At 44.6% G+C, this 12,066-nt stretch carries 7 protein-coding genes; all 7 read right to left on the bottom strand.

The features are described 5' to 3' along the window. Nucleotides 1-69 precede the first annotated feature (69 nt). The 7 genes from PG840_RS15035 to xylB all read right to left on the bottom strand — a co-directional run bounded on the left by PG840_RS15035 (nucleotide 70) and on the right by xylB (nucleotide 11,937). The gene (locus tag PG840_RS15035; RefSeq protein WP_270613823.1) at nucleotides 70-2,004 is read right to left on the bottom strand and encodes a PTS fructose transporter subunit IIABC; all 1,935 of its coding nucleotides are present in this window, start codon (nucleotides 2,002-2,004) and stop codon (nucleotides 70-72) included. Nucleotides 2,005-2,027: 23 nt separating this feature from the next. Continuing rightward, nucleotides 2,028-2,948 (bottom strand): 1-phosphofructokinase, encoded by a 921-nt coding sequence (pfkB, locus tag PG840_RS15030; RefSeq protein ID WP_195368460.1) that lies wholly within the window; start codon nucleotides 2,946-2,948, stop codon nucleotides 2,028-2,030. Continuing rightward, entirely contained in the window at nucleotides 2,948-3,697 is a 750-nt protein-coding gene (locus tag PG840_RS15025; protein WP_008369518.1) for a DeoR/GlpR family DNA-binding transcription regulator, read from the bottom strand. The genes pfkB and PG840_RS15025 overlap by 1 nt, the downstream gene beginning before the upstream one ends. 436 nt (nucleotides 3,698-4,133) lie before the next feature. Further along, nucleotides 4,134-8,741: a PolC-type DNA polymerase III gene (locus PG840_RS15020; RefSeq protein ID WP_270613822.1), complete on the bottom strand. Its 4,608-nt coding sequence runs from the start codon at nucleotides 8,739-8,741 to the stop codon at nucleotides 4,134-4,136. 3 nt (nucleotides 8,742-8,744) lie between these two features. After that, nucleotides 8,745-9,800: a flavodoxin-dependent (E)-4-hydroxy-3-methylbut-2-enyl-diphosphate synthase gene (ispG, locus tag PG840_RS15015; RefSeq protein WP_270613821.1), complete on the bottom strand. Its 1,056-nt coding sequence runs from the start codon at nucleotides 9,798-9,800 to the stop codon at nucleotides 8,745-8,747. Between the two features lie 74 nt (nucleotides 9,801-9,874). Continuing rightward, nucleotides 9,875-10,342 carry a hypothetical protein gene (locus PG840_RS15010; protein WP_270613820.1) on the bottom strand — a complete coding sequence of 156 codons (468 nt, stop codon included), beginning with the start codon at nucleotides 10,340-10,342 and terminating at the stop codon, nucleotides 9,875-9,877. Between the two features lie 125 nt (nucleotides 10,343-10,467). After that, nucleotides 10,468-11,937, bottom strand: coding sequence for a xylulokinase (gene xylB, locus PG840_RS15005; RefSeq protein ID WP_022220940.1), 1,470 nt, complete (start codon nucleotides 11,935-11,937; stop codon nucleotides 10,468-10,470). Between the last annotated feature and the right edge of the window lie 129 nt (nucleotides 11,938-12,066).

The following is a 12,066-nucleotide window of genomic DNA, read 5'->3' as shown; positions in this document are numbered from 1 at the left end:
ACATACTTAAATTCTTTCATGATTCAACACTCCTGTTCTTTAAAAAATATTTAGAAAATTAATAAGTTACTACTCTGCTTTCAATGGCTTTTTGAGTAATACAATTCCCGCCATTGCTACGACAGCTCCTACAACCAATGCTATCAAAAACATCAATGGATTGTCAATAATTCCGATGACAAAAATTCCTCCATGCGGAGCTCTTGATCCGCATCCAAACATCATGGATAATGCGCCTGCTATTGCAGAACCAACTATACATGGCGGAATGATTCGAAGCGGATCAGATGCTGCAAATGGAATGGCTCCTTCTGTGATAAAAGAAAGTCCCATGATGTAGTTTGTGATACTTGTCTGCTGTTCACTCTTTGTGAAACGGTTTTTAAAAAATGTGGTGGCAAGTGCGATTGCAATCGGTGGAACCATACCTCCGATCATAACAGATGCCATAATATCAAACTGTCCACTTGCGATGGATGCCGTTCCAAATACATATGCCGCTTTGTTGAACGGTCCGCCAAAATCAATGGACATCATACCTGCAAGAACCGCTCCCAGAAGCATCTTGCTGGATTCTCCCATTCCGGAAAGGACATTATTCAGCCAGGTGTTAAATGCTCCAACCGGTGGGTTTACGATAAAGATCATAAATGCTGCCATGATCAGAATCCCAAAGAATGGATACAGAAGAACCGGTTTTGTCCCTTCCAGAGTTTTCGGAAGCTTGTCAAACAATTTCTTCAATCCGATCATCAAGTATCCTGCTGCAAATCCGGCGATCAGTGCACCGAAGAATCCGGATGAAATCCATGCGTCTTCTGCAAGGAATACAGAAGTTCCGGCTTTTGCAAGAAGTCCGCCTACAATACCAGGCATCAATGCCGGTCTGTCACCAATTGCCATTGCAATATAACCGGCAAGGATCGGGAACATCATCCCAAACGCTGTACTTCCAACGGTGTTGAAGAATTTTGCAAGTGGAGTTCCACTACCAAATGCTGCTGTACCTGCATTTGCACCGTCAACCAGAAAAGAAAGTGCGATCAGGATTCCACCGCCGATTACGAACGGAAGCATATGGGATACTCCATTCATCAGGCTCTTATAAATCTTGCGTCCGATGGTATCTCCGTCAGATGACGCACCACCCTCTTCTGTTGCTCCACCCTTGCTGTGATAAACTGGAGCATTTCCACTCAAGGCACGTTCGATCAGCTCCTGTGCTTTGTTGATTCCGTCAGATACCTTTGTACTGATCAGCGGCTTGCCATCAAATCTTGCCATTGCGACATCCTTGTCGGCTGCAATGATGATACAGTCACAGGCAGCGATTTCTTCCGGTGTTAGTACGTTCTTGGCACCACCAGATCCGTTTGTTTCTACCTTGATGGTAACTCCCATTTCTTTCGCTTTCTTTTCCAGACCTTCCGCCGCCATGTAAGTATGGGCGATACCGGTCGGGCATGCGGTAACTGCGAGGATCTGATACGGTTTTGCAGATGCATCCGCCGGAGCTTCTGCTTTTTCTTCTGCTTCTTCCGGGAATTTTTCTTTCTCGGCTGCATCAACATAAGCAAGAAATTCATCAACATCCTTTGCATGAAGCAGCTTGTTTCTGAAATCCTCATCCATCAGAAGCATGGACAGACGACTGAGTACTTCCAGATGTACATTGTCCTCTGTATTCGGTGCTGCGATCAGGAAAATAAGGTATGCCGGTTCTCCGTCCAGAGAATCGTAATCTACACCCTCCGGAAGTACCATGGCTGCAAGTCCCGGTGCGCTTACCGCTTCAGTCTTGCCATGCGGGATTGCAATGCCTTCACCAATTCCTGTAGTTCCTTCTTCTTCTCGTTTAAAGACGGTTTCACGATAGGTGTCAATGTCATTGATGTTCCCGCCTTCTGCCATCAGATCGACCATTTCACGGATGACCTGCTCTTTGGAGTCTGCCTTGCCATCGAGGCAAATACTTTGCTTTTTGAGTAAGTCTGTAATCTTCATCTTGTCATTCCTCCCATTTGATTTTATATATGGTACACTTCTGCCGGTTCTCCAAGAAGTGCAACAATCTCATCTCTTGTAGCGAGCCACGAACAGAATGCCGAAGCGCTTCCTGCCGCCACACCCAGGCGGAATGCTTTTTCCATATCTTTTGTATTCAGATATCCGGTAATAAATCCTGCCACCATAGAATCACCTGCGCCAACAGAATTGACAACCTTTCCTTTCGGAGGCATGGTCTCATAGACTTTTCCATCCTTTGTCACAAGGATCGCTCCGTCACCTGCCATGGATACCAGTACATGCTGTGCTCCAAGTGCCTGTAACTTCTTCGCATGAATGATGATGTCTTCTTTTCTCTTCAGTTCTACGTTAAACATCTCACCTAACTCATGGTTGTTCGGTTTGATCAGAAACGGATGATATTTCATAACTTTTAAAAGAAGATCCTTGGTTGCATCCACTACAAAACGGATTTCTTTTCCGGAAAGTCTCTCCAGGATTCTCTCATAAATATCTTCCGGCAGAGTATTCGGAATACTTCCTGCAAGGATCAGTACATCGCCTTCTTCCAGCTTATCCAACTTTTCATATAATGCCTGGATTGCTTCTTCTGTGATAACCGGTCCCTGTCCGTTGATCTCAGTCTCAGTTCCTGCATTGATCTTTACATTGATTCGGCTATTACCTTCTTTTAACGGGATAAAATCTGTCTCACATCCGAACTCTTCCAGCATCTTTTCCAGTACATCTCCGGTAAATCCTGCCTTGAATCCAAGCGCTTTGCTCTTAAGTCCCAGATTGGAAAGGATCACAGATACGTTGTTTCCTTTTCCTCCCGGATAGATATGTTCGCTTGTTGTCCGGTTGATCTCTCCCGGGATCAGCTGATCTGCCTGTACCACATAGTCCAAAGACGGGTTAAATGTCACTGTGTAAATCATTATTTTGCAACCTCCACAATATTTTTATATTTGTTAAATGTAGCATCCTTAAGCTTTGTTGTAATGATGTCCACTGCATCCAGTTCTGAAAATGTTACCGGTGCTACCTGACCGAATTTGGTTGAATCTGCAAGGATGTAAGCCTTTGCGCTTCTTAAGATCGCCATCTCTTTGATCGCAGCCTCCCGGATATCTGGTGTGGTGCATCCACTCTCTATATGAATCCCATTGGTTCCGAAGAATCCTTTTGTGAAATGGTATCTTCCCAGGGTTTTCATTGCTTCCTCTCCGACCAGTGCCAGCGTTGCTTCTTTTAATTCCCCACCGATCAGATAAACTATACATCCTTTCTGTGTCAGCTTCTTCGCATGCATGATTCCGTTTGTCACATACACAGCGTCCTGCTCTGTCAGGAAATCAATCAGGAAATCCGTGGTCGTTCCGGCATCGATATAGACGAAATCATCTTTTTCAATCAGAGATGATGCATACTTTCCGATCTGCACCTTTTCATCAATGTTCAGATCCTGTCTGACTGCAACAGATTCGTCTCTGGTGTACTGCGCCATATTGACTGCGGTTGCACCACCATGTACCTTGATCAGCTTTCCTTTTTTATGAAGTGTTGTCAGATCTCTTCGTATCGTTGACTCTGACATATCCAGAAGCTCGGTCAGTTCCTGAACAGTGATTGTCTTGTGTTCATTCACTAATTTCAGAATTTCACTGAATCTTTCTTCTGCAAGCACTTATCTCACCTCCATTTCGACTGGTTATGACTGATTTATTCAATTGTATTTTATATTTCAGTCATTTTCAATTATTTGTTTTCTTTTTCATTCATCTTTAGTTTTAATATATCGTCTTTTTCGGTCAAAGTCAATCATTTTCAGTCATAAATAACTACCAAAAAAATAGGGATGATTTTGTGCATTTTTATGGGTGTGGAATCGGTGGTGCCAGAGTTCCGACTTGTGTTTCATCTCCATTGCACTCAACGGAATTGAAAATGGATATAGTCGGAACAGAACTCTGGCTTCTACGTTACTGGCAAAATGCAGCAAAAGGCTTTGTTTAACCTAACCAAATGCAAATTTATACTTTTCTCTTATATTCAAAAAAGCCAAAGCACTTTTTTAAGTTATATTGAATGATAACTTATCTTTAAGTACTTTGACTTTTTATTTAGGCAAAATCAAACAGGGATAACTGATTGGTCTCCGGGAGGTCGCCCAGCAAACCCATATCTGCCATCAAGTCAACCAATGTCTTGCTGACTTTTGTTCTCTGACGGAAATCGTCTTTAGAGAGGTATGGTCCGTCTTTAGCGGCAATTTCCATAGCCTCGGCGGCTTTATCGCCCATGCCGTCAATGGTGTTGAACGGTGGAAGGAGCTTGTCGCCGACGATCTGGAACTTGGATGCTTTGGATTTGTAGATATCGATCGGTAAAAAATCGAATCCTCTGGCATACATTTCCAGTACATTTTTCATATCTTTTAAGGTATCCTGATCTTTTTTACTGAGTTGATTGAGTTCTGCTCTTCTTTTATATTCTTTCATATGGTAGAGAAGTTTTTCTTTTCCCTGTCCCATCAGTTCGTAAGAGAATGCAGATGCACGGATTCCGAAGTATGCCGCATAATAGGCAAGCGGATAATTGATCTTGCAGTAGGCAATCCGGTATGCCATCATGACATAAGCTGCAGCATGGGCTTTCGGGAACATGTATTTGATCCGCTCACAGGACCAGATATACCATTCCGGCACGTCATGCTCCAGCATATCTTTTTTAAACTGTGACCACTCTTTACATTTTCCTTTTGCGACGGTTCCTTTACGCACACGTTCCATGATTGTGAAGGATTCTTCACTTTCAACACCTTTGTTGATCAGATAAGTCATGATATCATCACGGGTACAGATTGCCGTGGAAATGGTTGCCTTTCCTTCTTCAATCAGGGTCTGTGCATTGTTCAGCCACACATCTGTTCCATGAGACAGACCTGAAATACGGATCAGGTCCGAAAGCGTCTTTGGCTTGGTATCAATTACCATCTGGATAACAAAATCTGTACCAAACTCCGGGACTCCCAGACAACCAAGCGGACATCCGTCAATGTCCTCCGGTGTGATACCAAGCACCTCTGTTCCTGCAAAAAGTCCCATTACACCTGGATCATCCAATGGAATATCAGTCGCTTTAAATACATTATTCACTCCATCGTATTTATTGTCCATCGCATCGGAATTGATCAGCTCTTCCAGCGTTTTGATCATGGTCGGATCATCGTGTCCGAGAATATCCAGTTTCAAAAGGTTGTGGTCGATGGAATGATAATCAAAATGAGTGGTGATAATATCGGTCGTCATATCATTTGCCGGATGCTGGATTGGAGTGAAAGAGTTAATGTCCTCTCCATGCGGAAGAACTACGATTCCCCCCGGATGCTGTCCGGTACTTCGGCGGATTCCGGTACAGCCAGCTACGATACGATCGATCTCGCAGTTTCGCTTACGGTCACCACGCTCCTCATAATAATTCTTCACATATCCATAAGCCGTCTTTTCTGCAAGTGCGGCAATGGTTCCGGCACGGAAGGTCTGACCTTTTCCGAAAATAACCTCCGTATACTTATGCGCTTTACTCTGGTAATCTCCGGAGAAGTTCAGGTCGATATCCGGCTCTTTGTTTCCCTTGAATCCAAGGAAAGTCTCAAATGGAATGTCAAATCCGTCTTTGACCAGCTTCTGTCCACAGACCGGACAGTTCTTATCCGGCATATCGTGTCCACAGCCACCCACATATTTTTTCACTTCTTCCGAATCAAAATCACTATAGTGACAATTGCTACAATAGTAATGTGGAACCAGAGGATTGACCTCCGTAATTCCTGCCATAGTTGCAACGAATGAAGATCCTACCGAACCACGGGATCCTACCAGGTAACCATCCTCGTTGGATTTCCATACCAGCTTCTGCGCAATGATATACATAACCGCAAATCCATTGGAAATGATGGAATTCAGTTCCCTTTCCAGTCGTTCATGTACGATCTCCGGAAGGGGATCCCCGTACATAGAATGGGCTTTATTATAACAGATATCTCGCAGCATCTGGTCGGAATTCTCAATAACCGGAGGACACTTATCCGGGCGGACCGGAGAAATCTTCTCGATCATATCCGCGATCAAATTGGTGTTCCTGATCACAACTTCATACGCTTTTTCCGAACCAAGGTAGGCAAATTCATCCAGCATTTCCTCCGTTGTACGAAGGTATAGTGGTGCCTGCTTATCGGCATCTCCAAATCCTTTTCCTGCCATGATGATCCGGCGGTATACCTCATCTTCCGGATCCATGAAATGTACGTCACAGGTTCCCACAACCGGTTTGTGGAACTGCTCCCCAAGATGCACGATCTTCCGGTTCAGATCCATGATATCTTCCATAGAATTGACCGAAGTTACTTTGTCACTCTCTACCATAAATGCATTGTTTCCAAGCGGCTGGATTTCCAGATAGTCATAAAAATCCACGATCTTCGCGATCGTCTCATCCGGCTTTCCATCCAGAAGTGCACGGTAAAGCTCTCCGGCTTCGCAGGCACTTCCCACGATCAGACCTTCCCGGTGCTCATTTAACACACTTTTCGGGATACGGGGTCTGCGGTTATAGTAAACCAGATGGGATGCAGAAACAAGCTGATACAAATTCACACGACCAATGTCATTTCTTGCAAGAATAATGACATGATAAGTCGGAAGCTTTTTAATAGAATCCGGGTTCAGATCCCCAAATTCATTAACTTTTGCAAGCGTTGTCAGTTCCCGTTCTTTGAGCATCTGCACAAATTTCACAAAGATTTCTGCCGTGCAGCCTGCATCATCAACTGCGCGGTGATGATTCTCCAGGGAAATATTTAAAGCTTTTGCAACGGTATCCAGCTTGAAACGGTTCAGTGCCGGAAGAAGGACACGGGCAAGTGCAACGGTATCTACATAAGTAAAATCAGCCTCAATCTTCTGCCTTTTGCAGTTCTGCTCGATAAATCCCACATCAAAAGAAGCATTATGCGCCACCAGAACCGCATCGCCAATAAATTCTATAAACTGCGGCAAGATCGTCTCAATATCCGGCGAACCGATGACCATCTCATCAGTGATGCCGGTAAGTTCCGTGATACGGAACGGGATCGGACGTTTCGGATTGACAAAGGTACTGAACTTATCTGTGATCTTCCCGTCTTCCACTTTTACCGCGCCAATCTCGATGATCCGCTCAGTCACAGCGGAAAAACCGGTTGTCTCGATATCGAATACCACGTAAGAGCCTTCCAGGTCCTGTCCCTTTTCGTTCTCTGCGATCTTAGTCAGATCATCTACCAGATATCCTTCCACTCCATAAATAACTTTAAATGGATCATCTTTATCCAGATCCTCGATCACATGATTGGCATCGGTAAACCCCTGCACCACACCATGATCGGTGATCGCAATCGCCGGGTGCCCCCAGTCATGTGCTCGCTTTACCAGATCTCTTGCCTCGGAAACACCATCCATATCGCTCATCTTGGTATGGCAGTGAAGCTCCACGCGTTTTTCCGGATACTTGTCTTTTCTTGTTACACGGAAATCCGAAGTTTTGCGGATTCCGGTTACAGAACCAATGGTCAGCTCTCCATCAAATTTATCAATCGTCGTAACTCCTTTGATTTTCAGAAATACACCTTTTTTAATCTCCGCAAGCAGATCCGGGAGCTGGTCATTGCGGGTAAACATCTTGACCATGATCGTGTCGGTAAAGTCGGTCACGGCAAACATGACGATTGTCTTTTCGTTCCGGATCTCACGGGTATCAAAGCTGATCACCTGTCCCCGGAAAGTAATCTCACCCATCTCTCCGGTAACTGTCTTCAGCTCGATCGGCATGTCGTCAAAGTCCCGTCCATAGATTACGTTCGGGTCATCGGAGCGCTTGAGCGGATAATCCCGACGCACAAAGCTTCCCTTGCCACTTTTGAACCCACTGGACTTTCCTGCAAATTCCTGCTTTTTCGGAGTCTCCGGTTTCTTCTGTTCCTGTTTATTCTGCGTACTTGATGCATCTGCTTCTTTAGCGGCATCTTCTGCTTTTTCCGCTTTCTTCTTTGATACGCCTTCCGTTTCTTTTGCTTTTGCCGCCTCTTCCGTGGCATGCTGTGCCTGCAGCTTCTGATTCCTTTCCCTGATCGCATCTACTTCCTGCTGAAGCTGCATTTCATTGAATTTCTTGTATTTGCTCTCTCCTACTTCTTCATAATCAATTTCTACATCCACCGGCACGTGGAAACGGTTCTCAAAGACATCCTTCAGATAGCTGGTGATCTCGCTGGTCTTTCCCTCTGCAACAATCGTGTCCGCCATAGTCAGACACATAGTATGCTCCCCTTCGAAGCGGCACTTTGCCTTCTGGAACATATTTTTCTCCAGCACACTTTTCTGCTCCAGCTCAAAAAGAATACTCTCCTTGTAGACATGCATCAGGTTCTCCGGCGTATACTGCTCGGAAAGCCGGTATTCCTCGATGATCGTCACCGGAATATTTCCCTGCGAAAACAGCTGTTCCTCAATCTGGTTCTCCACATAACATACCGTTTTCTTCGGGATCAGATGGGTACTGTAAATATAAACCTTGATATGATTTCTGGCTGAAGTGGAGGTGATTTTCGTCACCTCCACCTTTTCAAACAACATATGGCTGTCGTTATCGATATTCAATGTTGGAAACACATCAAAAAATAGCTTTGTCATCTTCTATTCGCCCCAATGTTCCAGTTCATTACGAAGTGCATCTAAAAGTTCATCCTCTTTTACCTTGCGGATGATCTCTCCTTTTTTGATCAGAAGTCCTTCCCCAATTCCCCCTGCGATTCCAAGATCAGCCTCTCTTGCTTCTCCAGGACCATTTACCACGCATCCCATCACTGCAACCTTGATATCAAGCGGATATTCAGCAACCATCGTCTCTACTTTATTGGCAAGTCCGATCAGATCAATCTTGGTACGTCCACAGGTCGGGCAGGATACAACTTCAATTCCTCCTTTTCTAAGTCCCAGTGCTTTCAGGATCAGTTTTGCACTCTTGATCTCTTCTAATGGATCCCCTGTCAGCGATACACGAATCGTATCTCCGATTCCCTGATAAAGGATGATTCCAAGTCCTACTGAAGATTTAATATTGCCTGAAAGCAGCGTCCCGGACTCGGTGATTCCCACATGCAACGGATACGGGCATTCCTTTGCGATCAGCTCATGCGCTTTTACACACATCATGACATCTGAAGACTTAATACTGACCACCAGATTGTCATAGCCCATGTTCTCAATCATGTGTACCTTGTCAAGTGCACTTTCCACGATTCCCTCTGCAGTCACGCCACCATATTTTTCCAGAAGGTTCTTCTCCAACGAACCACTGTTCACCCCGACACGGATCGGAATCTCGTATTCTTTTGCTTTCTCCACAACCGCACGGACTCTGTCCTCACTTCCGATATTCCCCGGATTGATACGGATTTTATCTGCACCGTTTTCAATTGCAGCGATCGCAAGACGATAATCAAAATGTATATCTGCAACCAGTGGAATATGGATTTGTTTCTTAATCTCTTGTAAAGCCTGTGCTGCTTCCATATTCGGAACTGCACAGCGGATAATCTCGCATCCTGCCTTTTCCAGAGCAAGAATCTGTGCAACTGTAGTTTCCACGTCCTCTGTCTTTGTATTTGTCATGGACTGGATCGCTACCGGATTGCCTCCGCCGATCTTTCTTCCTCCGATATTTATTACTTTTGTCTCCTTCCTTGTCATCTGCTTTTAACCTCCTGTTCTCACACAAAACCCTCTGCCTGCGGACTTTCGTGCCCACAGAGAGAGGGTTCTCTTTATTTGTCTGCTTTTTCAAAAATTATCTGGTCCCCATAATCCCACTCGGTAAGTGTAAGCTCGGTTCCGTCCACACTGTAATTGAATGTAGTGAGTACAGAATTGATCGCCTGCTCTACTTCTGATGCAGTTACATTATCACCAAGTTCTTTCGCTGTCTCATCCAGCTCTTCCTGCTTTACAGTAAATGTAATCTGCTTTGCCTTGATATCCAGTGTATATCCAAGTTCCACATCCACATCCTTACCATCAATCAGCTTCTTCCAGTCAAGCTCTGCTTCATTATGGTCATCTACTTCCAGTATCATATCACTCTCATCATGCTTCCATTTTCCTTCCAGCGGATTTCCGAAAAATCCCTGGTAAATGAAATATCCAGCCACGATAATGATCAGAACGGTCGTAATTCCTGTCACATAGTTCCACACACGGCTTCTTTTATCTTCATCATTCTTTGCAATAATCATAGAATTAAGCCCTCCACATCATGTCAATCTTATAATTCATTATACGGGTTTTAACTTTCACTGTCAACGGGGACTGCAAAGAAGAAGATTCAATGTGACTGACGCCATAAAAATCTTATATTCAATTACTGAATATGCGGAAATACCGGTTTGAGTGCCGGGTAGATCTGACGGAACTCCTGATATCTCTTTTCGTATTTTTCAACCAGTTCTGCTTCCGGTTCTACGGTATCTACAATCTTAACCAGCTTGTCAGCTGCTGCTTCTACGCTTTCGTATTCGCCGCATCCGACTGCTGCAAGGATTGCACCTCCAAGTGCCGGTCCTTCTTCGCTCTCGATGATATCCACTTTCAGGTTCATGATATTGGCGATCATCTTTCTCCAAAGAGGACTCTTTGCTCCACCACCGCAGATCTTGGTACGTTCGATCTTGATTCCAAGGCTTTTTGCAACTTCAAGGGAATCACGGAGTGCAAATACAACTCCTTCCAGTACTGCCTGCATCATATCTGCTCTCGTGGTATCCATCGTCATACCGGTAAAGGTGGCTCTTGCATAAGGGTCATTGTGCGGTGATCTTTCTCCCATCAGATATGGCAGATAGAATACATGGTTCTCACCTAGCTTTGTAATATCTTTCTGCTCTGCTGCAAAATCATCCGTGTGAAGAATCTCTTCTGCCCACCATTTATTGCAGGATGCAGCACTTAACATGCATCCCATCAGATGATAATGACCGTCTGCATGTGCAAAAGAATGCAGGGCATTGTTCTTATCTACGCCGAAGTTTGCACTGGAAATAAAGATGGTTCCGGATGTTCCAAGGGAAATGTTACATCTTCCGTCACCAACTGTTCCTGTTCCGACAGCTGCAGCTGCATTATCGCCTGCTCCTGCAATAATTTTTACATTTTCAGAAAGTCCGAGTTCTGCTGCTACTTCCGGCTTCAGACTTCCTACGACTTCGTAACTTTCATAAAGCTTCGGAAGCTGTTCTTCTGTCACGCCGCAGATGTCCATCATTTCTTTGGACCAGCATTTGTGTTCTACATCCATCAGAAGCATGCCGGATGCATCCGAATAATCAGAGCAGAAGCTTCCTGACAGGCAGTATGCCAGATAATCTTTTGGAAGCATGATCTTTGTGATCTTTGCAAAATTCTCCGGCTCATTTTTCTTTACCCACAGAATCTTCGGTGCGGTAAATCCAGTAAATGCAATGTTTGCTGTGTATTTAGAAAGCGTTTCTTTTCCGATCTCGTTATTCAGATAATCCGTCTCTTCTGTGGTACGTCCATCGTTCCAGAGAATTGCCGGGCGGATGACCTGGTCGTCTTTATCCAGAATGACCAGTCCGTGCATCTGTCCACCAAAGCTGATTCCTGCAACCTGGCTCTTATCACACTCAGAAGTCAGTTCTTTGATGCCTTCTACGGACTGGGTAAACCAGTCTTCCGGATGTTGTTCTGACCAGCCCGGATGTGGGAAGTATAATGGGTATTCTTTTGAAACAATTTTTTTGATGTCGCCTTTTTCATCCATTAACAGAAGTTTTACTGCGGATGTTCCAAGGTCTACGCCTATATAGAGCATGATGTTCCTCCTTGTTAGGGTTTTTGTATCAACCTGACGGATTCGAGGGGTTGTGACCAGATTATAGAAAATAAATATTGCATCTTCCAATCGGCAAAGCATTCCGATGAGCCTCTTAGGGCGGAAATT

This window comes from Coprococcus sp. AM97-35, assembly GCF_027697525.1.
GTDB lineage: Bacteria > Bacillota > Clostridia > Lachnospirales > Lachnospiraceae > Allocoprococcus > Allocoprococcus comes.
This window is presented reverse-complemented; position numbering and strand designations above follow the sequence as displayed.

Bases quoted from the DNA above. Each gene is read 5' to 3' on its own strand.
- PG840_RS15035 (WP_270613823.1), bottom strand. From the start codon at position 2,004: ATGAAGATTACAGACTTACTCAAAAAGCAAAGTATTTGCCTCGATGGC.
- pfkB (WP_195368460.1), bottom strand. From the start codon at position 2,948: ATGATTTACACAGTGACATTTAACCCGTCTTTGGACTATGTGGTACAG.
- PG840_RS15020 (WP_270613822.1), bottom strand. From the start codon at position 8,741: ATGACAAAGCTATTTTTTGATGTGTTTCCAACATTGAATATCGATAAC.
- ispG (WP_270613821.1), bottom strand. From the start codon at position 9,800: ATGACAAGGAAGGAGACAAAAGTAATAAATATCGGAGGAAGAAAGATC.
- PG840_RS15010 (WP_270613820.1), bottom strand. From the start codon at position 10,342: ATGATTATTGCAAAGAATGATGAAGATAAAAGAAGCCGTGTGTGGAAC.
- xylB (WP_022220940.1), bottom strand. From the start codon at position 11,937: ATGCTCTATATAGGCGTAGACCTTGGAACATCCGCAGTAAAACTTCTG.